Origin of the sequence: Bacillus sp. ISL-35 (assembly GCF_018613355.1) — a bacterium.
Lineage (GTDB): Bacteria > Bacillota > Bacilli > Bacillales > Cytobacillaceae > Mesobacillus.
Genome location: NZ_JAGGQK010000009.1, coordinates 76,390 through 100,862, shown reverse-complemented (window position 1 = coordinate 100,862; position 24,473 = coordinate 76,390). Strand labels below are relative to the sequence as shown.

The 24,473-nt window shown below is 42.2% G+C and carries 35 protein-coding genes and 1 riboswitch; of the genes, 5 read left to right on the top strand and 30 right to left on the bottom strand.

The window, feature by feature from the left end:
- Positions 1-76 precede the first annotated feature (76 nt).
- On the bottom strand, positions 77-403 hold the full coding sequence (locus J7E38_RS14405) for a hypothetical protein (RefSeq protein ID WP_214707110.1): 327 nt from the start codon (positions 401-403) through the stop codon (positions 77-79).
- Positions 404-512: 109 nt separating this feature from the next.
- Here J7E38_RS14405 and J7E38_RS14400 point away from each other — a divergent pair, with 109 nt between their 5' ends.
- Complete coding sequence (locus J7E38_RS14400; RefSeq protein ID WP_214707109.1) at positions 513-1,013, top strand: CBO0543 family protein; 501 nt, start codon at positions 513-515, stop codon at positions 1,011-1,013.
- 52 nt (positions 1,014-1,065) lie between these two features.
- Here J7E38_RS14400 and J7E38_RS14395 read toward each other — a convergent pair whose 3' ends face one another.
- The 7 genes from J7E38_RS14395 to J7E38_RS14365 all read right to left on the bottom strand — a co-directional run bounded on the left by J7E38_RS14395 (position 1,066) and on the right by J7E38_RS14365 (position 5,049).
- Entirely contained in the window at positions 1,066-1,434 is a 369-nt protein-coding gene (locus J7E38_RS14395; protein WP_214707108.1) for a DUF2500 domain-containing protein, read from the bottom strand.
- A 186-nt stretch (positions 1,435-1,620) separates the two neighbouring features.
- The gene (locus tag J7E38_RS23935; RefSeq protein WP_353049954.1) at positions 1,621-1,734 is read right to left on the bottom strand and encodes a GyrI-like domain-containing protein; all 114 of its coding nucleotides are present in this window, start codon (positions 1,732-1,734) and stop codon (positions 1,621-1,623) included.
- A 287-nt stretch (positions 1,735-2,021) separates the two neighbouring features.
- Entirely contained in the window at positions 2,022-2,522 is a 501-nt protein-coding gene (locus J7E38_RS14385) for a GNAT family N-acetyltransferase (protein ID WP_214707107.1), read from the bottom strand.
- A gap of 19 nt (positions 2,523-2,541) precedes the next feature.
- Positions 2,542-3,015, bottom strand: coding sequence for an 8-oxo-dGTP diphosphatase (locus J7E38_RS14380; RefSeq protein ID WP_214707106.1), 474 nt, complete (start codon positions 3,013-3,015; stop codon positions 2,542-2,544).
- Positions 3,016-3,184: 169 nt separating this feature from the next.
- Positions 3,185-3,421: a DUF3977 family protein gene (locus tag J7E38_RS14375; RefSeq protein WP_215038649.1), complete on the bottom strand. Its 237-nt coding sequence runs from the start codon at positions 3,419-3,421 to the stop codon at positions 3,185-3,187.
- A 25-nt stretch (positions 3,422-3,446) separates the two neighbouring features.
- Complete coding sequence (locus J7E38_RS14370) at positions 3,447-3,842, bottom strand: VOC family protein (RefSeq protein WP_214707103.1); 396 nt, start codon at positions 3,840-3,842, stop codon at positions 3,447-3,449.
- Positions 3,843-3,858: 16 nt separating this feature from the next.
- On the bottom strand, positions 3,859-5,049 hold the full coding sequence (locus J7E38_RS14365) for an FAD-dependent monooxygenase (RefSeq protein ID WP_215038626.1): 1,191 nt from the start codon (positions 5,047-5,049) through the stop codon (positions 3,859-3,861).
- A 596-nt stretch (positions 5,050-5,645) separates the two neighbouring features.
- On the opposite strand from J7E38_RS14365, the gene J7E38_RS14360 reads away from it, so the two are divergent.
- Positions 5,646-6,035 carry an NUDIX domain-containing protein gene (locus J7E38_RS14360; RefSeq protein ID WP_214707100.1) on the top strand — a complete coding sequence of 130 codons (390 nt, stop codon included), beginning with the start codon at positions 5,646-5,648 and terminating at the stop codon, positions 6,033-6,035.
- 69 nt (positions 6,036-6,104) lie between these two features.
- Here J7E38_RS14360 and J7E38_RS14355 read toward each other — a convergent pair whose 3' ends face one another.
- From J7E38_RS14355 to J7E38_RS14280, 16 genes are all read right to left on the bottom strand, one after another.
- On the bottom strand, positions 6,105-6,653 hold the full coding sequence (locus tag J7E38_RS14355) for a GNAT family N-acetyltransferase (protein WP_214707098.1): 549 nt from the start codon (positions 6,651-6,653) through the stop codon (positions 6,105-6,107).
- A gap of 21 nt (positions 6,654-6,674) precedes the next feature.
- Positions 6,675-7,106 (bottom strand): NUDIX hydrolase, encoded by a 432-nt coding sequence (locus J7E38_RS14350; protein WP_214707096.1) that lies wholly within the window; start codon positions 7,104-7,106, stop codon positions 6,675-6,677.
- A gap of 14 nt (positions 7,107-7,120) precedes the next feature.
- Positions 7,121-7,432 carry an O-methyltransferase gene (locus J7E38_RS14345; protein WP_214707094.1) on the bottom strand — a complete coding sequence of 104 codons (312 nt, stop codon included), beginning with the start codon at positions 7,430-7,432 and terminating at the stop codon, positions 7,121-7,123.
- 27 nt (positions 7,433-7,459) lie between these two features.
- Positions 7,460-7,699, bottom strand: coding sequence for an O-methyltransferase (locus J7E38_RS14340; protein ID WP_214707093.1), 240 nt, complete (start codon positions 7,697-7,699; stop codon positions 7,460-7,462).
- Between the two features lie 36 nt (positions 7,700-7,735).
- Positions 7,736-8,110: a cupin domain-containing protein gene (locus J7E38_RS14335; RefSeq protein WP_214707091.1), complete on the bottom strand. Its 375-nt coding sequence runs from the start codon at positions 8,108-8,110 to the stop codon at positions 7,736-7,738.
- A gap of 39 nt (positions 8,111-8,149) precedes the next feature.
- Entirely contained in the window at positions 8,150-8,638 is a 489-nt protein-coding gene (locus tag J7E38_RS14330; RefSeq protein ID WP_214707090.1) for an NUDIX hydrolase, read from the bottom strand.
- The gene (locus J7E38_RS14325; RefSeq protein WP_214707088.1) at positions 8,638-9,162 is read right to left on the bottom strand and encodes a hypothetical protein; all 525 of its coding nucleotides are present in this window, start codon (positions 9,160-9,162) and stop codon (positions 8,638-8,640) included. Before J7E38_RS14325 ends, J7E38_RS14330 begins: the two co-directional genes overlap by 1 nt.
- Before the next feature lies 1 nt (position 9,163).
- Positions 9,164-9,613, bottom strand: coding sequence for an NUDIX hydrolase (locus tag J7E38_RS14320; protein ID WP_214707087.1), 450 nt, complete (start codon positions 9,611-9,613; stop codon positions 9,164-9,166).
- Positions 9,614-9,824: 211 nt separating this feature from the next.
- Positions 9,825-10,055: a hypothetical protein gene (locus J7E38_RS14315; RefSeq protein ID WP_214707086.1), complete on the bottom strand. Its 231-nt coding sequence runs from the start codon at positions 10,053-10,055 to the stop codon at positions 9,825-9,827.
- A gap of 3 nt (positions 10,056-10,058) precedes the next feature.
- Complete coding sequence (locus J7E38_RS14310; RefSeq protein WP_214707085.1) at positions 10,059-10,688, bottom strand: class I SAM-dependent methyltransferase; 630 nt, start codon at positions 10,686-10,688, stop codon at positions 10,059-10,061.
- A 16-nt stretch (positions 10,689-10,704) separates the two neighbouring features.
- On the bottom strand, positions 10,705-11,616 hold the full coding sequence (locus tag J7E38_RS14305) for a gluzincin family metallopeptidase (protein WP_214707084.1): 912 nt from the start codon (positions 11,614-11,616) through the stop codon (positions 10,705-10,707).
- On the bottom strand, positions 11,613-11,753 hold the full coding sequence (locus J7E38_RS14300; RefSeq protein WP_214707083.1) for a hypothetical protein: 141 nt from the start codon (positions 11,751-11,753) through the stop codon (positions 11,613-11,615). Before J7E38_RS14300 ends, J7E38_RS14305 begins: the two co-directional genes overlap by 4 nt.
- Before the next feature lie 10 nt (positions 11,754-11,763).
- Positions 11,764-12,300, bottom strand: coding sequence for an HAD-IIIA family hydrolase (locus J7E38_RS14295; RefSeq protein WP_215038646.1), 537 nt, complete (start codon positions 12,298-12,300; stop codon positions 11,764-11,766).
- A 150-nt stretch (positions 12,301-12,450) separates the two neighbouring features.
- Positions 12,451-12,942: a CcdC family protein gene (locus J7E38_RS14290; protein ID WP_214707079.1), complete on the bottom strand. Its 492-nt coding sequence runs from the start codon at positions 12,940-12,942 to the stop codon at positions 12,451-12,453.
- Between the two features lie 82 nt (positions 12,943-13,024).
- Positions 13,025-13,384, bottom strand: coding sequence for a response regulator (locus J7E38_RS14285; RefSeq protein WP_144475962.1), 360 nt, complete (start codon positions 13,382-13,384; stop codon positions 13,025-13,027).
- A 146-nt stretch (positions 13,385-13,530) separates the two neighbouring features.
- Positions 13,531-14,238 (bottom strand): cytochrome c biogenesis CcdA family protein, encoded by a 708-nt coding sequence (locus tag J7E38_RS14280; RefSeq protein WP_214707078.1) that lies wholly within the window; start codon positions 14,236-14,238, stop codon positions 13,531-13,533.
- 290 nt (positions 14,239-14,528) lie between these two features.
- Between J7E38_RS14280 and J7E38_RS14275 the strand changes: the two genes are divergently transcribed.
- Positions 14,529-14,699, top strand: coding sequence for an aspartyl-phosphate phosphatase Spo0E family protein (locus J7E38_RS14275; RefSeq protein WP_214707077.1), 171 nt, complete (start codon positions 14,529-14,531; stop codon positions 14,697-14,699).
- 48 nt (positions 14,700-14,747) lie between these two features.
- Here J7E38_RS14275 and J7E38_RS14270 read toward each other — a convergent pair whose 3' ends face one another.
- Positions 14,748-16,541 (bottom strand): ABC transporter ATP-binding protein, encoded by a 1,794-nt coding sequence (locus J7E38_RS14270; RefSeq protein ID WP_214707076.1) that lies wholly within the window; start codon positions 16,539-16,541, stop codon positions 14,748-14,750.
- A 2-nt stretch (positions 16,542-16,543) separates the two neighbouring features.
- Positions 16,544-18,292, bottom strand: a complete 1,749-nt coding sequence (locus J7E38_RS14265) for an ABC transporter transmembrane domain-containing protein (protein WP_214707075.1) — start codon at positions 18,290-18,292, stop codon at positions 16,544-16,546.
- Between the two features lie 188 nt (positions 18,293-18,480).
- A riboswitch (purine riboswitch) is annotated at positions 18,481-18,582 on the top strand.
- A gap of 124 nt (positions 18,583-18,706) precedes the next feature.
- Here J7E38_RS14265 and J7E38_RS14260 point away from each other — a divergent pair.
- Together J7E38_RS14260 and J7E38_RS14255 are read left to right on the top strand one after the other, a co-directional pair.
- Entirely contained in the window at positions 18,707-19,309 is a 603-nt protein-coding gene (locus J7E38_RS14260) for a xanthine phosphoribosyltransferase (RefSeq protein ID WP_214707074.1), read from the top strand.
- Positions 19,306-20,616 (top strand): nucleobase:cation symporter-2 family protein, encoded by a 1,311-nt coding sequence (locus tag J7E38_RS14255; protein WP_214707073.1) that lies wholly within the window; start codon positions 19,306-19,308, stop codon positions 20,614-20,616. The genes J7E38_RS14260 and J7E38_RS14255 overlap by 4 nt, the downstream gene beginning before the upstream one ends.
- 597 nt (positions 20,617-21,213) lie before the next feature.
- Here the strand turns inward: J7E38_RS14255 and J7E38_RS14250 are convergent.
- The 4 genes from J7E38_RS14250 to mtnN are packed head-to-tail and all read right to left on the bottom strand — an operon-like array spanning position 21,214 to position 24,451.
- The gene (locus J7E38_RS14250) at positions 21,214-22,347 is read right to left on the bottom strand and encodes a bifunctional cystathionine gamma-lyase/homocysteine desulfhydrase (protein ID WP_214707071.1); all 1,134 of its coding nucleotides are present in this window, start codon (positions 22,345-22,347) and stop codon (positions 21,214-21,216) included.
- The gene (locus tag J7E38_RS14245) at positions 22,348-23,271 is read right to left on the bottom strand and encodes a PLP-dependent cysteine synthase family protein (protein ID WP_214707070.1); all 924 of its coding nucleotides are present in this window, start codon (positions 23,269-23,271) and stop codon (positions 22,348-22,350) included. It lies immediately after the preceding gene.
- 14 nt (positions 23,272-23,285) lie between these two features.
- Entirely contained in the window at positions 23,286-23,753 is a 468-nt protein-coding gene (locus tag J7E38_RS14240) for an S-ribosylhomocysteine lyase (RefSeq protein WP_214707068.1), read from the bottom strand.
- Positions 23,753-24,451, bottom strand: a complete 699-nt coding sequence (mtnN, locus tag J7E38_RS14235) for a 5'-methylthioadenosine/S-adenosylhomocysteine nucleosidase (protein WP_214707066.1) — start codon at positions 24,449-24,451, stop codon at positions 23,753-23,755. Before mtnN ends, J7E38_RS14240 begins: the two co-directional genes overlap by 1 nt.
- Positions 24,452-24,473 lie beyond the last annotated feature (22 nt).

Here is a 24,473-nt window from a genome sequence, read left to right as displayed (position 1 = left end):
GTCTTTTATTCAATTTGAATGCAATTATGTTAAAAACAATTACAGACAAAAGCAGTCCGACCATATGAAAAATCCTTCATTCTTTCTCTTTTCCCTTGATTTTCTCCCTTAGTTCCTCTAACTCCTCAATCGAGAGGCCGCCAAGTGCATGTGATATTTCCTCTTCGATCTCTTTCCTGTTTCTTTCACGGTATTGATCCCACCATACTCGCAGACCCTCCGTGTTGTTGAGCAAATATTCGATATCAATGACCTCGACTTCATCATCGGAAATATAGTTAAGTACGGCTGCCAACATTTGATTTAATCTTTCAATTTCATTGCTTTCTTTGGCTTGTTGGGTTTCTTTTTCCTGACCTTCAGCTTCTTGTACCTCAGGATTCTCTGCTGCTTTCCGCGGCAAGGTCTCACCTTCTCTTTTACCTTTTAGTAAGCATTATTCCCTATAGATTAGTTTTTATTGAATACATAAATTCCCCTCAATGTTACATTTTAATGAAGAGGTGGTACTTTTGCGCAAAAGACAAAAGAAATATTCTGCTGCATTTCTATATATTTTAACGATAATTGGTGTGTTCTTCTTACCCTTTGCGATTGTCAAACGATCATTCAAGGATTGGATCATCGTTTACCTTGTCAGCATTATTGGCAACTCTTGGGCAGACCGCTATCTTGTTTCAAGAGGTTATTTAAAATACAAAATAAGGCCTTTCAAAAAAAGCTTCAAGATTCACTTGCCTTTTGACTATGTGCATTATCCATTAATGCTGCTTTATTATAATCAATGGACTCTTAACAGCAAGCCCGCAGGAATAGTCCTTAAACTATTTCCTTTTATCATTCCCCAGGTTTTGATCGAAACGTTTGCAGCTACGAAGACGGATTTAATCACCTGGAGGAAGGGGTGGAATTGGCAGCACTCATTTATCAGCTTAGCCATAAAAATGCTATTATGCCGAGGGATCATTTCAATAATTCGTATCATCAATAAAGGTAAAATTTCAGTGGATTAAAATCGCTTAAAAGACCGAATAAAGTGGATTTGGTCTTTTAAGCGATTTTCAATTATCGATGATGTCTTGTAAAACCTAGATAACGCGTTCCTTGAAAAGTCAGCTCACCATCATCACCTTCAACCAACTGGCCATATTCCTGGCCATCAACCTGAAGTTCGAGGCGGTCCCCACTATCAAATTCAAAGGTCACATAATAAACATTATGCGCTCTAGTTTCTCCACCGCCACGCACGCTCGTTCTTTTTGTCACTACTTTAGCGAACGAATTCAGACGTGGAGATTGGTTATTTTTACTCCAGGTGCCTATACCTTTTATAATCGTAAAAATAATAATGCCAAACACTAATATAAAGATAGCCCCCATAAAAACAGGGCCAAATGTAAACATAAAATCCATTCCCATTGGTTCTTCTACCATGGCTCATCCTCCCCCAACTTTTCACTTAAAGTTTATATATCTTTACGAACTTGGAAGGAAAAAGATTCAAATTATTCCAATTATGCGATCGTATCCATCAGTTCAACTTAGATTTCCTCAGGATTCGACCAGTCATGAAACACTTCCAAATGCCATTGGTCCATCGATCTGCGATAACCGTATCCTTTAATCCATTGAAAGCTCACTATATGTATCTCTAATTTTTTCATTAGATCCCTTGTACCGTATGACCGCATATCTTTGTGCTGGAATCGTCAGGTTCACCATATTTCCAGGAATGTCCTCGTAATCAGATACTTCTACACAAACCCAATAACCATCCTCCTCATCTGAACGATTGTCGACTACAAAATCCCCTGCTGCAAAGATGGATCCTTTACATTCTTTATTTCATGTACTCGCTCACTCAATTGCTTTGATGCTTTCGAAATTTCATTTATATATTCATTACCAGGACACAACACCCGGATGCCTACGAGAGTTTTATTTCCGAACACTGCTTGATTTCAGGCATAGTCCATTCCTCCCTTCATACCCGCTTGATAGATCATTGCTCATTAAAAAGACTAAAATTCCTCTAACTGCAAATGGTAAATAAACATTTCTCCTTCTCTTCCCATGGCTCTTTTACCTTGGTCGATGAAGCCGCCCTTCTTGTAAACATTTTGTGCCATAATATTCGAGTGATTAACAGCCAATATTATTTCATTCACTAAAGGAAAGTGTTCTTTTGCAAATTGCTTCAATAATTTGATTGACTCTGAAGCAATTCCTTTTCCCTGGTAAGGAAGATTGATTGAATAAGCCCTCAACAGCATTGCGTTCTGGTTTTCACTGTAAGTCTTCACTCCCTCCTTACCATGAAGCACAAAAAATCCCGCCGGCTGCTCTTCATAAAGAATGACAACAGGATGCCGGTCTGGCTCTTCCTCACACTTTTCCAAAGCTTCTGCAGGAAGAGCAGTGAATCTTCTCTGCTCATCAAGCAATGTGTAATTCAATAAGCAACTTTTAAATTCATTATTATAAAGCTGAAGAGATACCGTTTCATTTTTAGCCACTGACATCAAGAACTCCCCTAAAATTTTATGTTTTATTAATAAAAACCCTGCCCTCTTTATTCTCAGCATGATTCCATACTACCTGGATTTCGAATGTTCCTTCCTGAAAAAACAACGGAAACCTTCTTCTAACTGATTCCTGCATGGGCAAATGGTCAGCGTCTTCAATGCTTACCCAAACAGCTTTTCCTTCAGGACCATCCTCAAGGAACTCCCCTTTGAAATCACTGGTTATATAATTGAAAATCATATACCGGTCCCTGTTGGCAGGATTAACATATTCATAAAGACCCTTATAGATTAAATTGCTAACCTCCAGTCCTGTTTCCTCTTTCACTTCTCTAATTGCACTTTCAACTATGCTTTCTGGAAATTCAACTTTTCCTCCAGGTGGGAGATAACCTTTGAAATCATCATGCTGACGGTCAAGAAGTAACACTTTATCTCCGTTTTGAATCATACACATCGTCCAAATCTTATAGTTTACAGGATTACTCATGTATTCTCCTTTAGCTACTTTTTGCCCGTTAATACCGAATTTCCTCTTGGATATGAATTAGGGCCAGTACGTAAATATTTATTGCTGTATATACTTTTTATAAGTTATGACCCTTTAATCTTCAGATGTCCATATCTGAAAATTACTCCTTCTCTTTTAAACAAGCCTATTACCTGCATACGATTCCTAAAAGGAGTTTGAAGTTCTTATCATTCTTATGTACCTTTTTAAAGCCTTCCCTAGAATCCAATATGATCACTGTCTTCCAGAGCCAGAATCTTATATATGCTGAATGAAAATAAATGGGTCCCTGGATTCCTTGTACTTCATATTCATTACCATTCTCCATTTCAATTTCCGTTCGCACCACCCATCTGTTTCCGATTCCTGCCTCGATATACTTCAACTGCTCTCGCAACTCCTTTACTCCTTTACTCCTTACTTCCTAAAATGGCAGTTACTCTTTTATGCATTTCCCTCTCATCAATATATTCAAAGAAACCAATCTGATTTCCCCATGGGTCGGAAAATGTCGCCCATTTTACAGGAACTTCTTTTCTCTCATAAATCTCGAATAGGTCTACATCTAGATCCTTGACTAACCGAGACCGTTCTTCCTCAATCGACCTGACTCCCAAACGCAATGGGCCGCTCCCTCCTGAAGTTGTTCCTTCTGCTACCTGAAGCCATGCCCCGGGAATCAACTCCCATTCAGCAAACCCGTTATGAGGGGTAAAATCCGGCTCTTTTTTAAGCAATATTTTATACCAGCGAAAACCTTCTTCGAAATCTGTCACTCGCACCTGATAGGTCATTTCAAAAATCAATTTCCTTTCCTCCCTTTCATGTTTCAACGAGATTTGCCGCATCATATCCAAGAACCCAGTCAAGTCTTTTAATTTTCATTTCGTCTGGAGTGTTCCTTATCATGTGATTCCGTAATCTAATAGCCGCCGAATTCTCGAGTTGCATCATTCTTGCCATCATTCTGGAGCTCTGGACAATTTTCTTCGTACGGGAGCTCCTCAAATGTTCATATTGGTTCAATGCTTGTTCAATTTCCCCAGGATTAAGTTTTAGACAATTTGTAAGGATTAGCGCATCCTCCATAGCCTGCGCTCCGCCCTGACCGAGATTCGGCAGCATCGGATGTGCTGCATCTCCCAGTAGTACAGCTCTTCCTTTATGCCAACTATCAACTGGCTTTCTGTCAAAAATCTCATGCACAAGGATTTTTGAATCTGCAGTTGAATCAATGACTGCTTCGATAGGGCCCCACCACCAGTGAAAATGGTGTAAAACAGTTTTTTTCTTGTTTGCAAGTGCTGTGAGAGTTCCTTCTGGCATGTTCACTGCTGCGAACCAAAACACTCGACCTTTCCCTAAATGTGAAAAACCGAATCTCTTGCCTCTTCCCCATGCCTCAAAGCCTCCGCCAAGCTCCTCTGGAAAACGTTCATCCGCAAAATAAGAAATCCCCCGGAAAGCGGTGAAACCCGAATATCGCAAAGGAGAATCTTCAACAATTTCCTTTCTCACCCTTGAGTGAACTCCATCCGCTCCGATGAGAAGATCTGAAGTATTCATCTCACCATCTTCGAAAAAACTGGTGACTTTCTTCCGATCCTGCTCTATCCCTGAAAACTTTTTACCAAACACAACAGTATCAGGTTTTAATTTTTCATATAAAATCCTTTGCAGCTCTGGCCGATAGATCAAATAACTATATGTACCATAACGTTCTGCCTGTTTATGAACCGGCATGTTCACAATAAGCTTGCCATCAGAGGTTCGGATTTCCGCCTTCTTGACTGGTGAACCCGCCTGACGTACTTGATTGGCAACCCCCAACTTTTCCAATACCTTAATCGCATTGGCTGCCAGCACAATGCCTGCACCTGTTTCTATCAGCTCTGTTGCTTTCTCAAAAACTTTTACCTTCACTCCCTGTCGCTGCAAGGCAATCGCGGCAGATAAGCCGCCAATCCCAGCTCCGATAATAGTTACCACGGGCTTGTTTATTGCCAAAGACATCCTGCTCCTTTCCATTCAATTCCTCTGTAAGGATTCTTCCATTCTTGATTAGTCTGGATTTGGTAGAGGTCTTAAATTCTATCGGACACTTTTCTCGGCTGCCGGCTCCGGTTTGTCCGATAGAGCCTGTCTATCGGACTCTATTTCATCTTGCACGCTTCAATTTGTCCGTTAGAGCCCTTCTATCGGACACTTTTCCCTCTTGCACGCTCTGGTTTGTCCGTTAGAGCACATCTATCGGACACTTTTCCCTCTTACACGCTCTGGTTTGTCCGTTAGAGCACGTCTATCGGACACTTTTCCCTCTTACACCCTCCGGTTTGGCCGTTAGAGCGCGTCTATCGGACACTTTTCCCTCTTGCACGCTCCGGTTTGGCCGTTAGAGCACGTCTATCGGACACTCTTCCCTCTTACACGCTCCGGTTTGGCCGTTAGAGCGCGTCTATCGGACACTTTTTCGGGCTACACGCTCCGGTTTGTTCGATGGAGTTCTTTTTGTTGAAAGCCACTTTTCACTTTATGTAATTTCATAGGTAACATCCATTCACAATTATGGTAAAATTATGAAAAATCAACCTATAACGAGGTGCTACCTATTGACCAGACCACGAGCTTTTGCTGCTATCATTAACAACAATAATATCCTTATGACAAAACATGTCTACCCGGATGGAGAGTTTTGGACCCTTCCAGGCGGTGGTTTAGAGGCTGGAGAATCATTCGAAGAAGCGGTCGTACGTGAAGTGAAGGAAGAAGTGAGTTTAGATGTAGAGGTTGTCGATTATCTCTTTACCGGCCAATACAGTGGTGGTGAAGAACGGTGTTTCCTGGCCCGCCAGCTGAACGATCAAGAACCGATGCTCGGGTGCGATCCTGAATATGGCGAGAATCAAACTTTAAATGAAGTACGATGGCACTCTCTGGAATCCATGAAAGATGACCTGCATGTTTCACGAGTATTAGAAGCTTTAAAAATAGTAGTTTAAACAAAAACCCTTTAATATCCTTCTGCTTAAATAAAATGGCTGGAAGGTTTGGTCTATTTCAAAACCTTCCTACCTCCTATTTTTATAAAAGATACAATAGTCGATCCATTCCCCATTTTCCAGTGAAAACTTCTCTCTAATACATTCAAACCGGAATCCAGCTTTCTTCGCCAATTTAACCGATGGCATATTGTCTTCATTTATATGAAGTTCGATTCTGTGGAAATCCAATTCTTCGAAGAATAGATTTGTGGCAGCTTCCACACTTTCAAGTCCATAGCCGTTTTTCCAAAATTGGTTATGAATCGAATACCCCACCATGCCCCATTGATAATCCATTCTTAAAATGGTATATAGCTCTATTTTCCCGACAAAGGCTCCATCTTCTTTTCTAAATACACCAAGGTTATACATTTTATCCTCATTTGCAGATTCATCAAACTTGCTGATCCAATTGATAAACCACTCCTGTGTATAAGCAGAGAGATTCTTTGGGCGTCCATCATCATATTTATATTGGGAGGGCAATCTATTACCGTATTGCTCATACCAATTAGGATAATCTTCTTCTCTCAGTGGACTTAATACGAGCCTTTCTGTTTCAGTATGCAAATCCACGTTTATCAAGCCTCATTTGCGTTAGCGTATTAAATCCAATAATCCATCCGGAACTAACCTTAAACTTCCACTTTCAAAATCATCAATCCGGATCCACTTCAATTTAAAAACGGAGCCGTCATCTTCTTTCCCCTCAAAGGTATCCATTTTATAAAAATGATCTTTTGAAAATTCTGCTTCATATACCATCACAATTTCATGACCTAATTCTCCATTATAGGAAAAAATATTTTCCACAGTCTCGATATACTGAATATTGTCGATTCCGGCTCCTATTTCTTCATAGACTTCTCTTTTGACTGCATCCAGGCTTTTCTCTCCATATTCAATCCCGCCACCTATCGGCCGATAATAAAAATCCCTCTTTACAGAATCATACCCTTCGGCCACCAGGATTGCTTTTTCTCTTCTAAAAACGCAAATGGCCAATGGCCTGATAATTCCTCTTTTCACTAGTATTCTCCCATTCATTTATTTTTTACAGCTAAAATAGCCGATGACCTGGGTGTAAGGTATATTTCAGTTGCTGTGAGTCTCACATGATTTAACCAGAACTCCCTTACTGGGTCCGGTTTGCCCCTCCACTCTGCTGGCCAATATTCTTCTGGGGTGAAATCATCCATAAGCAGTAATCCACCGACCTCAAGAATTTCTGCTAATATTTCACTATCGATGGTTTTTGCTGCGGCGGCATCAGCGAAAATGAATTGGAATGGCCCCTGTTGAATAATCTCTTTCCAATCTCCACACACAAATTCCGCATTTGAATGAATTATCATTTTACTGACAAGTTCCACCTTTGAGCGTTAGATCTCTACAGATACAAATTGGACGTCAGGCTGAATGTTAGACAAAATCCAGGCACTTCCAACCCCAAAGCCAGTCCCAATTTCAAGTATTTTTCCTCCCTTGACTTGTCCTGTTAGTACGGACAATAACCGGCCTGTTTCGTCGGTACAAGATCCGGTGAAGCCTCTGCTCTCTGCTAACTCTTTTGTCTCAGCAACTAAGCATGGAAATATGGTATTAGATCGGTATGTATTCATCCTTAACTAAACTCCTTCAGGAAGGACCAGCGGCTTTTAAAAAGGCTCTTTATAATTCTCTAGCTTTGCCATATAAGATGCTGGATTCAACTCTTCGCTTTCAATGACCACTGCAGTTAAACCTTTATCTGTCTTTGTTTCATGCCATTCGCCTTTTCGCCAAAATACCGCAGTGCCTGGCTCTACTTTATAGTACTCTTCCGATTCCCCTCTCACAACGCCGGAGCCACTTACTACCAGCAAAAGCTGCGGCATGGTTGCCTGATGAAAACCGATGATCCCATCCTGGTCGAGATACATAAACCCAATATGGGTTGCGTTCACTGTCCTAACAATCCTTGACATCACAAAATTCGAATCGAATTTTGTGATGTCTACTCCAATGTCCTTTTTGAAATTATAGAATTCCACTTTGCTCCTCCATTTCTTTTCACCAACCAAGGACCTCGTTCACTCTCCAGCTCTGATACTATATTGCTTTACAATTAAATGCTCCGGAGTTTCCGGTAATTCATAAAGTGAACTTCTGATAAACTCAGGATACAACTTAATCGTTTCAAGCTGGTTGATTGGTACCCATTGATAGACCAGTCGTTCTCCTTCTTCTCCAAAGAACGCTTCCGCTTGAAACGCGAAGCTGCCTTCCGTTGGTGATACATGATAATACAAACCAATTTCATGAAAATTTCTATGTTTGTAGTCAAAGAAGTTTTCGGTGAACCAGAGCAGTCGGTCTACTTTGACGTCTATCCCCAATTCTTCCTTTACTTCTCTTACAATACTCGTTTGTGAATCTTCCATTACTGTAACCCTGCCACCTGGCAAGGCCCAGTGTTCATCCGTGGCCTGGCGATGAATAAGCACATGGTTGTTAACGACCATCACAGCTGCGACACGATAATTAAAAACCGTCTTTTCCATATAAAATGTTGCGTCCATCATTTCTCCTCCCCTATGTAAAAACTGTCCAATTCCTTTGCCAGCCTGGATCTGCGAAATCCTTTTTGCCGCTTCAATTCCTTCAATTCCTCTAACGTTTGATAGGAGAGGCGGACGTAATAGTAATTGATATTTTCAATGGCAGCAAACAGATATAGAAATAAAAACCAATATCGCTCCGGCTGATTGCGAATCATCAGATAGGCCAATATAAACAAACCTATCACAATGAAAACTGCATTCATCCTCTTAAAAAAGGAAAATGTTCTAAGTTTTTTAGCCGACAGCCTGGACAAATCCCCCTGTTTCAACTGCTGCAGCTTCAAATACCAGTAATAACTTCCCTGCAGCAAGATAAACTCGAGCAATCCAAAGGCATATAACGACGAGTATGCTCCTAGGTAGGGAATTGACCAATCAAAAAGCTGGATATACAATATCCAAATGATTGCGAAGGTAAAAACGGCAAAGAGTTCACCTGTATATAAACTTACTAATTTTTGTTTTACTTTTTGCTGCATCATTCTATACTGCAAACACGAATTGCTTCATTAGATTCTTAATCATTGGATTCAGCTTCTCAGGCAAATCATTCACATGAAAAAAGCGGGCATCTTTTGTTTCCAACCCATCTGCTTTCAATTCTCCGCCTTTGATATCCCTTGTCACATAAGCAACCGTAACCGAATAAAACTCATCCCCGTTTGGCAGTTTTACATAATGCTCCTTGCCCGAGAAAACTCCAACCAGCTCAAGCTTTCCTATTTCCAGACCTGTCTCTTCGAACACTTCACGTCTTCCTGCATCCTCTGTCGACTCCCCTAATTCAAGAAAGCCCCCTGGAACGCCCCATTGTCCGTCCTGACGTTTCTGCAATAAAAACTCTCCAGATTCATTGATTACTGCCACAGCTGACCCCACTAAAATAAGCGGCTGATGGCCAATCACCTTCCGTAAATCCTCGATATAACCCATGACAACCTCCGATAGGTAAAAATTTTTCTAGTTAAACAAAATTCGACAGCGCCTTGTCATTTCCTTCTTTTTACCAAATTTAAATAGAATAGTGTACGTCGCCATTATTATGATAGGCGCTTTTCCTTTCATTCTCGCTCTTTCTGTCCATCATCACGGCTTTGACGTACACTTTTTCTCTCATTCTTGCTCATTTTGTCCATCATCAAGGTTATGACGGACACTTTCTCTCTATTTCTCGTTCCTTTTGTCCATCACCACTGCTATGATGGACACTTTTTTTCCCATTCTTGCTCTTTTTGTCCATCATCAAGGTTATGATGGACACTTTTCCTCTCATTCCCGCTCCTTTTTCCTTCATTAGGGCTATGACGGACACTTCCGCAGGTTCTCGCCAGAACCAGATAAATAGCACTACCCAATCAGGCAGTGCTAAGTACATTTATTATTTTCTAGATAGTATGATGACACCGCCACAGTGGGAATGCGCCTGAAATTCCAACTTGCATTCCTCTTTCAACATGGAATGCAATTCATCAAAAACAAAGTAAAATTCTTCATCGTCCCAGAAATCAATGCTGTCAAGTCTACAGGATTCAAGCTCCTGTCTGGTTTCAAATGCGATATCCCCGATCAGAATTTTGCCTTCCACTTCAAGCATTGGCAATAACATTCGGATAAACCGTCCTTTTTCGTCGTCGGTTAAATGATGCAATGCATATGTACTGACAATGTAATCATACTTCTTTGCCTTAATTTCCTCAGGAAGTCCGTTGGTAATATCCCATTCAACCAAGTTGGCCTTCGGCATCTTGGGTGCAGCGAGTGCAATCATCTGGGATGAAAAATCAATTCCATCGATCTGATGTCCATGGTAATACAGCTTGGAGGGCAAAACTCCCGTACCAAAACCGATATCTAAAACACTTGCATTTACTTTCCCCATCACTTCATTAAAAATGGTATTTAAGATCGCTCTATACCCGGCGAATGGGTAGACTTCGTTTTCCTCACTTACCTGAACGGTCTTGTCATAGCCATCCGCCCATAAATCAAAGCCCAGTTTGCTTAACATAATTTCCCTCCTCAGTTCATTTATAATAATTTATAACATCCTGTTCAAAAACAGCTACCGGCTTCTCGGTCAACTGTTCCAGGGCCTCATAGAAATCCTCTGACTCTTTTGTTCTATAAATCAATTCATCCACAACATTTATCCCATATTCCTGGATCAGATAATTCACAGTAAAATAGCTTTGCAAATAGGGTTCTGAGATACCAGATTGTCGCACTTCATGGAAATCATTGTCCCAGCTGATGTCTTTTAGAGGCAGTGCTTCGTATGGATTTGAATCGAAGCCAACTTCTGTTTTGTCATTTCCTACATACTCAGATATTCCCTCAAGGAACCAGGTCGGAAAGAGGTCACCAAAGGTTTCCGCTTTCTCTATTTTATTGAAAGTGGCGTAATGTGCGTACTCATGCAAAATTGATTTTTGAAAGAAATACAGTGGTGTTTCTAGCTCCTGTAAGATCCCTTCCACGTACTCAGGGTCAACACTTACAGCAAGGACCTTCTCAAAATGAGAGTAATACCCTGAAACATCCTCAATCTTAGAAATCTGTACAATATCCTCTTTACTCATAAAAATCATATCGATGGGAACGTTTTTAGTGCTGCCAAAAAGTTCGGCTGACTTATCCTCAGCACATTTCAGCGTTTCGATTGTCAAGGGAATCAGTTCTTTGTCCTCTTCCTGATAGTAAATGGAAATATGTTTATACTGCTGGTTCATGCCTGCAGTTTTATACTCTTTTTCCAGTTCACTGTCAAAGTTCTGATTGACAAATGATTTGGCAATCACGAAAAGGCTTGCATTCTCACCTGTCAGCTCATTAAATTCACCCTGAAAAGATTTCGCCATCCCGACCATTCTACTTAGATAAAAACCAACGATGATTCCAGAGATTATCACCCAAATTCTTATTTTAGGAACTTTCATTCACTTCCTCTTTTCAACTGCTCTTCAAGCAAAGAAATCATCCTGTCATTCTGCTCGATCATTTTCTCATTCTGCTGCCTCAGCTTTGTAAAATCAAACATAAAAACTAGCAATATTATAGCTATAATGATTACCATTTCCTCACTCCTACACAGTAAGCCAGCTGATCGCATCGATCAGATCCTCGGCAATATAGTCGGGTTGCACTTCTGCCCAGCGTCCTTTGTACTCATTGTTCCGGTATTTTTCGAAAGCCTGGTTGCCACTGCCTGTTTTAACCAGGATTTTCATGCACCCAGCTTCATCGGCGGCAAGAAGATCTGTCCATCGATCACCGATGACGACACATTTCTTTAAATCCAGCCCATTTTCTTCTGCTGCCCTTTTCAACATCCCAATAGAAGGTTTCCTGCATTCGCAGCCCTCGCCATGCCGATGAGGACAAAGATAGACTCGATCAAAACCAAAAGCCTTCAATTCACTGTCAAAGCTTTCGGCAGAAGCAACTCCGTCAGCCACTCCTGGCTGGTTCGTGAACGAACAGACTAATATCCCTCGACTTTTCAATTGCTTAATAGATTCCTCAACACCCGGAAACATTGTAAATTCACCCGGATAAATGACGAAATCACTTCCTCCGAGAGTACCATCCCGGTCGATAAAAACTGCCTGAAGACTATTCATTTTCACCAAAAATCTCTCCCTATGAATACTTACTATTATCATAACATTCCATAAATTTGCTGAATATCCATTTATTATAAAAAATTCGCTTATTGATTGCTGTTACTCAGCAATAAAAAAATCCCCTCGCAAAATGCGAGAGGATTTCTATTAATTAATATTTGGTCTTGCCGGCCCTCCGTGCAGTTCATTGTGAAGCTTTTTAAACTGCATATACATCGCAATCCGCCATGGTACGATCATTCCGAATGCCAGGATCCAGAACATGCCGCTCAGTTCGCCAACATCGATTGTGCTGCTGAGTACGAGCTTGGCGATAACGCGGACTATCAAAAGACCGATTAATATGAAAACAAAAGCTTTTGATCTTTTAAGAAAAATTTCCCGGCCGCGCACTTCAAATTGCGAAGTTTTGATCAGCAGGATCGAGAATAACATTCCTACTGTCAGTGCCTCAAGAATCTGTAAAAAATGCACCCGAAACATCGGGAAGATAAACATGAGGGCACCGGTACTCATGAAAATTGGCGGCAAAATGATTTTCTTGGCTGATGCTGGTTTTTTGGCAGCCTTCATCCTCATGATTGTCACGAAGATTGCCATGCCAACTGCCCCAACTGTAGATGCCAGAACATAATTCATCTATATTTCATCCCTTATTTTTAGATTACACTATTATTATAATGAAAAATAGCCATTTAAGATACACTTAAATGGCTATTATTTATCTTAGAACTCTTGATACTGAATCGACTACCTGGGAATCATCGAATGGCTTGACAATAAAATCCTTTGCTCCTGCTTCGATGGCATCTACTACCATCTTCTGCTGGCCCATCGCTGAACACATGATGATTTTTGCATCCTTGAAATCTTTTTTGATTTCTTTTACTGCATCCAGGCCGCTCATTTCAGGCATTGTTATATCCATTGTCACTAGATCGGGCTTAAGCTCGCGATACAGCATGACTGCCTCACGTCCGTTTTCAGCTTCTCCTACTATTTCGTGATTCGCTTTCCTCAGAATATTGGTTAAGGTGATTCTCATAAATTTTGCGTCGTCAACTATCAAAATTCTGGCCATTGCTGTATCCTCCCCGACAATCACAACAAGTCTTTTTTATCTGTTAAAATTCCCCTTAATTACTATATAACTATAAATAGTCATTATTTTCAATGTAAAGACACCGACAAAATTCTCATATACAAAAACGGAGGATTATATCACCTTTAAAATCCTGTAAAATCGCCAAATAACATAGAAAGGATCGAAATCAATTTTGTCATCCAGTCAAAGAATAGCATGATTCCTACCAGGATCATGATATATCCGCCTATTTTCACTATTTTTACATTATGCTTGCGGATCCACTGCATTTTTCCAATGAAGAAAGAAAGAATGAAGAATGGAATCGCAAAGCCGAGCGTATATGCGATCATATAAAGCATGCCTGAACCAGGGTTCGAGCTTGCAAGCAGTATGACGGATGCAAGAATGGGTCCGGTACATGGTGTCCAGCCTGCGGCAAAGGCCATACCGATCAATGATGATCCAAAATATCCCGATGGACGGTTCTTGAACTCAATCTTTCGGTCTTTCATCAGGAACTCTGGTTTAAAGAATCCAATTACCATCAACCCGAAAGCCACAATGAATATTGCGCCAAGCTGACGGATAAGGTCTTGGTACTGCATGAAAAATTGGCCTACGAAAGATGTCCCGAAGCCAATAGCAATGAAAATGATCGAGAAGCCAAGCAGGAAAAACAAGGTATGGAGCAAACTCCTTTTTTGCAGCATCGCGTTTTCACTTTTCAGTTCCCCTACCGACATTCCTGTAATGTAGGATAAAAACGCGGGATACAGCGGCAAACAGCATGGAGAAATAAAGCTTAGGAAACCGGCTCCCATAGCGATAAAAATATTAATATCTGACATCATTCCATCTCCAGTTCATATTCGATAGTCCCATTCTAACAAATTATTTTCACTATTATCATAGTCGAACTGTGAACAATTTATTAATTCTATAAAAATGATGTTTAACTTTTAAAAAACTGGGTATTAAACTTGAGTGTCTTATTTTTACAGGAAAATATTTTACAAATGTTTCTTTTGAAATTTGCCAGTATATGCTATATACTAATATAGCACTTGTAATAATTTCTATATTTATAACGATTTTACATAATATACTGTTGAAACACATAACAGAGAGGATTTTCACATTGTCTAAAGAGCAACTGATCACCCTTATAGAGAAGAAACGAGAAGAGCTGATTGAAATCGCATCTAAGAACGGCTTGAATTCCACCATTGCCATTCATTACAGCCAGGAACTCGATGAACTGTTGAACGAATACAATCGCGTCTATATTAAAAAAATACCAGCCCATTAAAAAACAGCTAAACGCAGCAAGCGTTGTAGCTGTTTTATTTTTTTATTATTATCCTACAACATCTTCTAACCTTTCAACTGAGCCGTTCTGAAGCAAATACATCTTATGGTAAAGTCCTTGTTGGGAGATCAATTCCTGATGTGTCCCTCGCTCTACGATTTCCCCATGATGAAGGACGATGATCTGGTCTGCATCCTGGATTGTTGACAGCCTGTGTGCGATGGCAATCGTTGTCCTGCCCTTTCGCATCTTAGCAAGTGCCGTCTGGATGGCTTCTTCCGTTTCGGTATCAATATTTGCCGTCGCTTCGTCGAGAACAAGGACTTTCGGATTCGCGGCGATCGTCCTGGCGAAAGCGATCAGCTGCCTTTGTCCGCTCGAAAAAGTCGATCCCCTCTCCGTTACCTTGTGTCCATAACCATTTTCAAGCTTGTCGATGAAAGTATCAGCCTGGACGAATTCAGCCGCCTGCCTGATATCCTCCTCACTCAAATCCCTATTATGCAGCCTGATATTATCCCCGATCGTACCGTAGAACAAGAATGGATCCTGCAGCACGAGGCCCATTTTATCACGAAGTTCACTCACCGGGTAATTCTTGATGGAATGATCATCAACCAATATCTCGCCGCGCTCAAATTCATAGAAGCGCATCAGCAGGTTGATAATCGAGCTTTTGCCGCTGCCGGTGTGGCCGACAAACGCAATGGTCTCCCCAGGTTTCACGGAAAAACTGATATTTTTCAGGACATCCCGCTTGCCATCATAAGAAAAGCTGACATCCTTGAATTCGATTTTGCCATTATTGATTTTGTCCGCTTCCGTTCCAGCCTGTGCCGGAGCCAGTTCTTCTTCATCGAGCAGCTTGAACACCCGTGAAGCAGCAACAATGGCCTGCTGGTACATGGAAAGTCGCATCATCATATTGTTCACAGGTTCAAAAAAGCGATCCAGATAGTTGATGAATGCGTAGAGCACTCCGATTTCAATCGTGCTGTCAAAGGAAGTGATCCCGAAAAAGCTGAGCACAATGATCAACGCAAGAATATACACCAGGTCAACCGCCGGACGTAATAACAGCCCATCTGCCTTTATGTTTCTCATCCCCGCCTCGAAATGTTTGTCATTGATGTCACCAAACTCCCTCTTCAGCCTTTCTTCCTGACGGAACATCTGGATGATTGACATTCCCTGGAGTGATTCACTGAGCTTGGCATTCAATTGGCTGAGCCTCTCACGCATATCCTGATAAAACTTCGAGCTTAACTTACGATACAAGCTCATGATGAACACAATGAACGGTAAAATCAGCATTGTAAACAAAGCCAGTTTTACGTTCAGGATGAACATCGCGACGAAAATTCCGAACAACAGGATCCCACTCTGGATAAAGGTCGCTATCACACTGACAAACATATCCTTGATCGCCTCAGTATCATTCGTGACCCTTGAGACAAGCGAGCCTGCAGGAGTTTTATCAAAATACTTCAACCCTAACTGCTGGACTTTCGTGAAGACATCAATCCTCATCTGCTGGATGATTTTCAGCGCGATTTCCTGGAACTTCAAAAGCTGAAAATAGGAAACAAGCACATTGAGGATTTGGATGCCGATATAAGCTGACCCGAGCAGCAATAATGGTTTGAAAGGCAAATAGCTTTCCCGCAAATAATCATCAATGAAAATCTTCACCAAAATCGGTCCGAGGACATCCCCGACCGTCGCAAGCAGCAGGAATCCAAAAGCAACTGAAATCATTTTTAAATGCGGCTTTGCATACGCAAGAAGCCGGAACAGCACCGACCGCTGTTCTTTTGCGTTTAATACAGGCGTTTTTTCCATGGTCACCCTCCCTGCTCGACGAGTTCTTCAAGTTGCTGCCTCAAGTACATGTCCTTGTACCAGCCATCTTGCTCCATTAGCTGATCATGTGTGCCGCGTTCAGCTATTCGGCCGTCTTCAAGGACAAGGATCAAGTCGGCATGATGAATCGCACTCAATCGGTGAGCAGTGATAATCGTTGTTTTATCTTTCCGATTCTCTTTTAATGCCGATAGAATTTGTTCCTCGGTCTTTGCATCGACCGCTGACAGCGAATCATCGAGAATCAGGATTTCAGGATTCATGACGAGAGCACGCGCAATGGAAATCCGTTGCTTTTGCCCTCCTGACAGAGAAACGCCGCGCTCCCCGACAACCGTCTGGTAGCCATCAGTAAATTCAAGTATGTCATCATGGATGTTCGCCACTATGGCCGAATTATGGATGACATCCTTCTCGACTGATGGGTTCGCAAAAGCGATGTTTTCCTCGACTGTGGCCGAAAAAAGGAAATGATCCTGAGGAACATAGCCGATTGCCTGCCTTAAGCGGTCAATCTTATAGTCCTCGATGTTCCTGCCGCCAATGGCGATGCTGCCATCCGACAGGTCGAATTCCCTGATCAGCAGCTTCAGCAGCGTAGTCTTTCCAGCTCCCGTTTTTCCGACAATTCCAAGCGTCTGTCCTTTTTTAAGCCCAAATTTGATTGTCTTCAAAATCGGGTCCGGGTCGCCTGGATAGACAAATGTTTCAATATCATATTGAATATCTCCCTCTGGCACTATATCCAGTGCATCGGCTTTGTCCTGAATATCGATTTTTTCATCGAGTAATGCGGAGACACGGTCATACGACGCCCTCCCACGCTCAACTATATTGAAAAACCAGCCAAATGCCAGCATCGGCCAAACCAACAGTCCGAGATAGGAGGTGAAGGAAACAAGCTGTCCGATGGTCAACTCCCCGTTCAGGACATATCTTGACCCAAAGGCAATTGACAGGAAAAAGGAGATCCCGACGATGATGGAGATGGTTGGGTCAAATAGTGCATCTACTTTTGCAACCGAGATGTTCTTGTTCACGACATCCTCGGATTGCTTTCTAAAATCCTCGATATCTTCGCTTTCCTGTCCAAAGGTTTTAATTACTTTTATGCCTGTGATGCTTTCCTGAGTCTTGTCATTCAAATCGGAAAATGCTTCCTGGGCTTTATGGAATCTCTTATGAAGCATAGTTCCGTACCAGCTTGTCAGCATGGCCATGAACGGCATTGGAATCAAGGCGATCAATGTCAGCTTCCAGCTGATGGTCGCTGCCATCGCGATGATGACAAACCCGCCGGTCGAAACCGAGTCAACGAAGGTAAGAACCCCGGCACCTGCCGTCTGCTGGATTGCGGACAAATCATTGGTTGCATGGGCCATCAAATCCCCTGTCCTTCTCTTCTGGTAAAAGGACTGCGACATACTGGTGAAATGCGCATACAAGCGGTTCCTTAACAATCGGGACAGCTTTACCGCTGAACCAAAAATCATGATCCTCCAGTAATAACGGAGCGAATACATTGCCAACCCTGAAGCCGCCAGAACAACAATCCATTTACCCAGCTTTCCACCCGTAAGACTTCCGTTCGTAATTTCATCTACGATAATCCCGATTACCCTAGGCGGCACCAGCTGGAGCATCGCTACGAACAGCAACAAGAAAATTCCTGTTAAGTATGCTTTTTTCTCTGACTTAAAGTACCATAATAAATCCTTGAATACGCTCATATGTATATCCCCCATACACCTCAAATGCTTAAATAGTTTAACAAATATTTGTAAAATGGGGAAGATTTTTTCTTTTGCGACGAAAGGATTTTTATAGTCTTTTACCTTAAAGGCGAACATTAATAAGTTGTTTTAACAAGAAAATACGGTTTTTATGGTTGAAGAAAACAAAAATGGTGTTATAATGACTATAACTTAATCCATTCACTCATATAATCGCAGGGATATGGCCTGCAAGTTTCTACCGGATCACCGTAAATGATCTGACTATGAGTGAGCAATGCAGAGGCAGATTTCTGTCCTCTTGTCTTCAGCTACTTTTAAAGCCCAAAGACCATTGCTTCACTCAGTTATGACGTGAATGCATGGACTTCGGGCTTTTTTTTCGGCTCGGATAAAAAGAGGAGGATTAACATGGAACAGCTAATTGAAAAAATCAAAAACGATGGGAGTGTCCTGTCATCGTCCATTTTAAAAGTGGACTCTTTCCTGAATCATCAAATTGATCCCCAGCTTATGAACGAAATTGGATCAGAATTTGCCAAAAGATTTGCTGGATCAGGAGTTACTAAAATAGTAACCATCGAATCATCCGGTATAGCACCGGCGGTCATGGCAGGGCTCCACTTAAATGTACCAGTTGTTTTTGCAAGGAAAAGAAAGTCTCTTACTCTCGTAAATGATCTGATTACAGCATCTGTTTACTCTTTTACCAAGGAAGAGAGCAGTGAGATCTCCGTGTCCAGTAAGTTCCTGAGCGAAAGCGATAAAGTATTAATTATTGATGATTTCCTGGCAAACGGACAAGCTGCACTCGGACTGGCAGAAATAGTGAACAAAGCTAAAGCATCGATTGCAGGTTTTGGAATCGTGATTGAAAAAGGATTCCAGGATGGCGGACGATTGTTGCGGGAAGAAGGCTACCGGGTAGAATCACTGGCGATCATTCATTCACTAGAGAACGGCATCGTAGAATTTGAAAATACCCAAGAAGGAAAGGCGGAACTAACACGATGAAACAGAACCCTTTTAAAATTGCTTCATTAGGAATACAGCATGTATTAGCAATGTACGCCGGTGCGGTCATCGTACCATTAATCGTCGGTGGCGCGCTCGGTCTTTCCGGAGAACAACTAACTTATTTGGTTTCAATCGATATTTTCATGTGCGGCATCGCTACCCTCCTTCAGGTTTGGCGGAACAAATTTTTCGGTATCGGCCTTCCTGTCATGCTTGGCTGTACTTTTACAGCTGTAGGACCAATGATTGCGATTGGCGGCCAGTACGGCATCTCGGCCATCTATGGCTCGATACTCATTTCAGGCATTTTTGTCGTTGCTATTTCAAAGTTCTTTGGAAAGTTAGTCCGGTTTTTCCCACCGGTAGTTACCGGATCTGTTGTCACGATCATCGGAATCACCCTGATTCCTGTTGCGATGAATAATATGGCTGGTGGCCAGGGAAGTCCTGACTTTGGTTCCCTATCGAATATCAGCCTTGCTTTTGGAACATTGCTTTTCATTATTGTTCTTTTCCGTTTCTTCAAAGGATTTATCCGTGCCATTGCCATTCTGCTGGGACTGGCAGCAGGAACGATTGTTGCCTATTTTATGGGAATGGTTGATTTTTCAGCTGTTAAGGATGCCTCCTGGTTCCACATGCCAGCACCGTTTTATTTCGGACTTCCTACCTTCGAGGTATCTGCCATCCTGACGATGATTCTCGTTGCGGTGGTAAGTTTGGTGGAATCCACAGGAGTCTACTTTGCACTCGGAGATATCTGCGATGAAAAGCTTGAGGAAAAAGATTTGGAGAATGGTTATCGTGCAGAAGGGCTCGCAATCATTCTTGGTGCTTTCTTTAACGCCTTCCCTTATACAACTTACTCGCAAAATGTCGGCCTTCTACAGATGTCTGGGGTTAAGTCAAAGAATGTCATATATACAGCGGGATTCTTCCTGGTACTCCTCGGATTAATGCCTAAAATAGGCGCGTTGACGACAATCATCCCAACTCCAGTGCTTGGTGGAGCAATGGTCGCGATGTTTGGCATGGTGGTTGCCTACGGAATTAAGATGCTCAGCAAGGTCGAGTTCTCCTCACAGGAAAACCTATTAATCATCGCCTGTTCTGTTGGGATGGGCCTCGGGGTCACAGCAGTACCAGAGTTATTTTCACAAATGCCGTCCAGCATCCGCATCTTGACCGACAACGGAATCGTCGCCGGAAGCCTGACAGCAATTGCCTTGAATCTAGTTTTCAATGTTTTCAAAGAGAATAAAGCAGTTAAGGAACCTACATTTGCGGGACAAAAAGCTTCATAGATGAATAGAAACGCAAGAAAGAGGCGCCAGCTTAATGGTGCCTCTTTTCAATGGAAAGAATATTGGTGACCTATTTTTCATAATACTAGCGAATTTGATCACCAATCGGCTATATTGGTGACCTGTTTTTACTGATATTGGAGTTTTTGGGCACCAATAAGCTCTATTGGTTACATCATTTTCCTAATACTGGATTTTTGCAGCACCAATAAGCTCTATTGGTTACTCCATTTTCCTAATACTGGATTTTCGTAGCACCAATAGGTTCTATTGGTTACTCCATTTTCCTAATACTGGATTTTCGTAGCACCAATAAGCTCTATTGGTTACTCCATTTTCCTAATACTGGATTTTCGTAGCACCAATAAGCTCTATTGGTTACTCCATTTTCCTAATACTGGATTTTCGTAGCACCAATAAGCTCTATTGGTTACTCCATTTTCCTAATACCGGATTTTCGTAGTACCAATAACCTCTATTGGTTACTCTATTCCCTTAAATCTAGATATCTCCGTCATCAATAAGCTAACTGGATCTTAAGAATGCCTTTCAAGTTAATTGAACACCCTTTTCGGAGCTTAACAGACTGTTATCCTTCTATTGCAATGCCTGCTTCAAATCCTCTAACAAGTCCTCTACATCTTCAATCCCGACAGAAATACGGATCAGGCCGTCGGTGATTCCCAACTCTGCTCTTCTATCTACCGGAATGGATGCGTGAGTCATTTTTGCGGGGACGGAAATCAAGCTTTCGACTGCACCAAGACTTTCAGCAAGTGTGAAATATCGAACTCTGCTCAGGACCTCTGCAGCTTTTTCTGCACTTCCGACATCAAAGCTGACCATCCCGCCGAATCCGCCTGCCTGTTCTTTTGCGATTGAATGCTGGGGATGCGATTCGAGGCCTGGGTAATAGACTTTTTCTGCATTTTTATGACCAGAAAGAAACTCAACGATTTTCTTCGTGTTCGCCTCATGTGCTTCCATTCGTAAGCCCAGGGTCTTTATTCCCCTGACCAATAGCCAGGAATCTTGGGGACCTAAAATCCCTCCGGTCGAGTTTTGAACAAAATGAAGATCATCAGCAAGATGTTCATCATTCACGACAACCAGACCAGCTACCACATCACTATGGCCGCCGAGATATTTAGTGGCCGAATGAAGGACAATATCTGCACCCAGATTCAATGGCGTTTGCCAGTATGGCGTGCTAAAGGTATTGTCGACGATCGTCAACAAACCATGTTCTTTTGCCAGTGCCGCACTTGCCTTTATGTCCGTAACCTTCAAAAGCGGATTTGTTGGTGTCTCGATATATAAGGCCTTTGTGTTCGGCTTGATCGACGATTTTACTGCATCGAGGTCTGTTGTGTCTACAAACGTTGACTCTATGCCAATCCGGTTAAGCACTTTGTTCATAACTCGATAGGTTCCGCCATATACGTCATCAGTCAGGACGATGTGATCTCCTGAATTGAACAGCATCATAACAGCAGTTATAGCCGCCATTCCTGAGCCAAAAGCGAATCCTCGTTTCCCGTCTTCCAGGTCCTTGATCAGTTCTTCCAGGGCAAACCTTGTCGGGTTCCCTGTCCTTGAATATTCGTAGCCGCTATGGACTCCGACATCTTCCTGTTTGTAGGTACTTACCTGGTATATTGGAAAGGAGACAGCACCGGTTGTTTTGTCACCTGGAATACCACCATGAATCAATTTTGTTTTGCGTTTCATTTAAATTCCCCCCTCGTATATTTTTTTGCTTAAATAACGCTCGCTTCCATCAGGAAAGATGGTTACGATTTTTGTGCCTGGAGGGGCTTTCCGTGCTTCCAATAATGCTGCATGAAGAGCTGCGCCAGATGAACTCGCAGCAAGTATTCCTTCATTAGCCGCAAGTTCTTTCACACGATCAAATGCATCTTGATCTGTGACAGTATGAATCTCATCAAAATAAGAAGTGTCCATATAAGAAGGAAGAAATTCCATCCCTATGCCTTCTGTTTTATGGGAACCAGCTGCACCCCCGTTTAGTATTGATCCAACTGGTTCAACAATGACGGTCTTTATTCTAGAATCCTTCTCTTTTAAAAACCTAGCAGTACCCATGAAAGTACCGCCCGTACCGGCACCTGCTACGAAAATATCAATCTCTCCATCCAGGTCATCCCAAATTTCAGGACCTAATGTTTTATAGTAGGTTTCCGGGTTGGCTGGATTGGAAAACTGTGACGGCGAATAGGAATTGGCGATATCCGAAAGCAGCTGTTTTGCTTTTGTGATGGCTCCCTCCATTCCTTCTGAAGTCGGTGTATGGATGATCTTGGCACCGAGCGCCTTCATGATTGCCTGCTTTTCAATGCTGAATTTTTCCGGGACGACAAAGATTACCTTAATGCCTTTATTGATTGCCGCTAGCGCTAGCCCAATCCCGGTATTTCCAGCCGTTGGTTCAATCAATGTGAATCCAGCTGCCAATTTCCCGGTACGGAATGCCTCGTCGATTAACTCGATTCCCAGGCGGTCTTTAATACTGCCGCCCGGGTTTAGATACTCCAGCTTTGCGAAAAGACGTACTTCGGCTGGCAGATGAAACTGTGTAAGTTCGATCATCGGTGTATGCCCAACCAATTCATGGATACTGCGGTATACCGTCATTGTTTTAACTCCCCTTATTCAGCAAAAACCTGGCGCCATTCATCTTTCTTTTCCAGCATTTTCGCAGCGATTTCTTTAGCTCCCTCTAAGCTGTGGCTTGCAGCCCAGCCGCACTGGATTTCGTTGCATGCGGGCACCTCATCTGCCTCAAGAACATCATTTAATGTTTTTTCCAGCACATCGAGGATATTGTCGTAGTCATCATGATTGATCACAGAAAGGTAAAATCCCGTCTGGCAACCCATAGGGCTAATGTCGACAACAGTATCATGATGGTTGCGGATATTCTCAGCCATTAAATGTTCCAGTGAGTGGAGACCAGGCATTTCCATATGCTCCTTGTTCGGCTGGCAGAAGCGGATGTCATACTTATGAATGACATCCCCATTAGCACCCTGAGTCGTCCCAGCAAGTCTGACATATGGCGCAGCGACTTTTGTGTGATCCAAATTAAAGCTTTCCACATTCATTTTTTTTACCATTATTTCTTCAGCTCCTCTAACATTAGTAAAATTAGTTCTGCAGAATTTTTAGCGGCCGTTTCAAGGAATTGATCGAATGAGACATTCGAATCTTTCCCTGCAATGTCTGATAAAGACCTGATGATGACAAATGGCACTTCAAATTGATGAGCAACCTGGGCGATTGCTGCTGCCTCCATTTCCGCAGCATACAGTTCAGGCATCTTGCTTCTGATGAAATCAACCCTTTCAGGATCGTTCATAAATGAATCGCCAGATGCAATCAAGCCTTTTACGACCTGAATGTCATTGATTTTTTCTGCGCTCTTTTCAGCGACACTCACGAGGTTGGCATCCGGTGAAAAATATGCCGGCATTCTTGGTACCTGGCCATATTCATACCCAAAGATTGTCACGTCTACGTCATGGTGCCTTACCTCTGTAGAGATGACGACATCCCCGACATTCAACTCTTTGTGGAACCCGCCGGCGGAACCTGTGTTAATGATGACATCAGGCTGGAACTTTTCAATCAACAAAGCTGTTCCCATTGCCGCATTCACTTTCCCAATTCCCGACTTTAGAAGTACAACTTCCTGATTATCAATCTTGCCATTGTAAAATTCACTTCCAGCAAGATTCATCTCTTCGATATCTGCCATTTTACTGCGAAGCAAATCCACTTCTTCATCCATTGCACCGATAATTCCAATTCTCATTGCTGCAACTCTCCAATACTGT

Bases quoted from the DNA above. Each gene is read 5' to 3' on its own strand.
- J7E38_RS14395 (WP_214707108.1), bottom strand. From the start codon at position 1,434: ATGGTAGAAGAACCAATGGGAATGGATTTTATGTTTACATTTGGCCCT.
- J7E38_RS14385 (WP_214707107.1), bottom strand. From the start codon at position 2,522: ATGTCAGTGGCTAAAAATGAAACGGTATCTCTTCAGCTTTATAATAAT.
- J7E38_RS14380 (WP_214707106.1), bottom strand. From the start codon at position 3,015: ATGAGTAATCCTGTAAACTATAAGATTTGGACGATGTGTATGATTCAA.
- J7E38_RS14365 (WP_215038626.1), bottom strand. From the start codon at position 5,049: ATGTCTTTGGCAATAAACAAGCCCGTGGTAACTATTATCGGAGCTGGG.
- J7E38_RS14345 (WP_214707094.1), bottom strand. From the start codon at position 7,432: ATGATAATTCATTCAAATGCGGAATTTGTGTGTGGAGATTGGAAAGAG.
- J7E38_RS14340 (WP_214707093.1), bottom strand. From the start codon at position 7,699: ATGAATACATACCGATCTAATACCATATTTCCATGCTTAGTTGCTGAG.
- J7E38_RS14330 (WP_214707090.1), bottom strand. From the start codon at position 8,638: ATGGACGCAACATTTTATATGGAAAAGACGGTTTTTAATTATCGTGTC.
- J7E38_RS14325 (WP_214707088.1), bottom strand. From the start codon at position 9,162: ATGATGCAGCAAAAAGTAAAACAAAAATTAGTAAGTTTATATACAGGT.
- J7E38_RS14320 (WP_214707087.1), bottom strand. From the start codon at position 9,613: ATGGGTTATATCGAGGATTTACGGAAGGTGATTGGCCATCAGCCGCTT.
- J7E38_RS14315 (WP_214707086.1), bottom strand. From the start codon at position 10,055: ATGTACTTAGCACTGCCTGATTGGGTAGTGCTATTTATCTGGTTCTGG.
- J7E38_RS14310 (WP_214707085.1), bottom strand. From the start codon at position 10,688: ATGTTAAGCAAACTGGGCTTTGATTTATGGGCGGATGGCTATGACAAG.
- J7E38_RS14305 (WP_214707084.1), bottom strand. From the start codon at position 11,616: ATGAAAGTTCCTAAAATAAGAATTTGGGTGATAATCTCTGGAATCATC.
- J7E38_RS14300 (WP_214707083.1), bottom strand. From the start codon at position 11,753: ATGGTAATCATTATAGCTATAATATTGCTAGTTTTTATGTTTGATTTT.
- J7E38_RS14295 (WP_215038646.1), bottom strand. From the start codon at position 12,300: ATGAATAGTCTTCAGGCAGTTTTTATCGACCGGGATGGTACTCTCGGA.
- J7E38_RS14290 (WP_214707079.1), bottom strand. From the start codon at position 12,942: ATGAATTATGTTCTGGCATCTACAGTTGGGGCAGTTGGCATGGCAATC.
- J7E38_RS14285 (WP_144475962.1), bottom strand. From the start codon at position 13,384: ATGGCCAGAATTTTGATAGTTGACGACGCAAAATTTATGAGAATCACC.
- J7E38_RS14280 (WP_214707078.1), bottom strand. From the start codon at position 14,238: ATGTCAGATATTAATATTTTTATCGCTATGGGAGCCGGTTTCCTAAGC.
- J7E38_RS14270 (WP_214707076.1), bottom strand. From the start codon at position 16,541: ATGGAAAAAACGCCTGTATTAAACGCAAAAGAACAGCGGTCGGTGCTG.
- J7E38_RS14265 (WP_214707075.1), bottom strand. From the start codon at position 18,292: ATGAGCGTATTCAAGGATTTATTATGGTACTTTAAGTCAGAGAAAAAA.
- J7E38_RS14260 (WP_214707074.1), top strand. From the start codon at position 18,707: ATGGAACAGCTAATTGAAAAAATCAAAAACGATGGGAGTGTCCTGTCA.
- J7E38_RS14255 (WP_214707073.1), top strand. From the start codon at position 19,306: ATGAAACAGAACCCTTTTAAAATTGCTTCATTAGGAATACAGCATGTA.
- J7E38_RS14250 (WP_214707071.1), bottom strand. From the start codon at position 22,347: ATGAAACGCAAAACAAAATTGATTCATGGTGGTATTCCAGGTGACAAA.
- J7E38_RS14245 (WP_214707070.1), bottom strand. From the start codon at position 23,271: ATGACGGTATACCGCAGTATCCATGAATTGGTTGGGCATACACCGATG.
- J7E38_RS14240 (WP_214707068.1), bottom strand. From the start codon at position 23,753: ATGGTAAAAAAAATGAATGTGGAAAGCTTTAATTTGGATCACACAAAA.
- mtnN (WP_214707066.1), bottom strand. From the start codon at position 24,451: ATGAGAATTGGAATTATCGGTGCAATGGATGAAGAAGTGGATTTGCTT.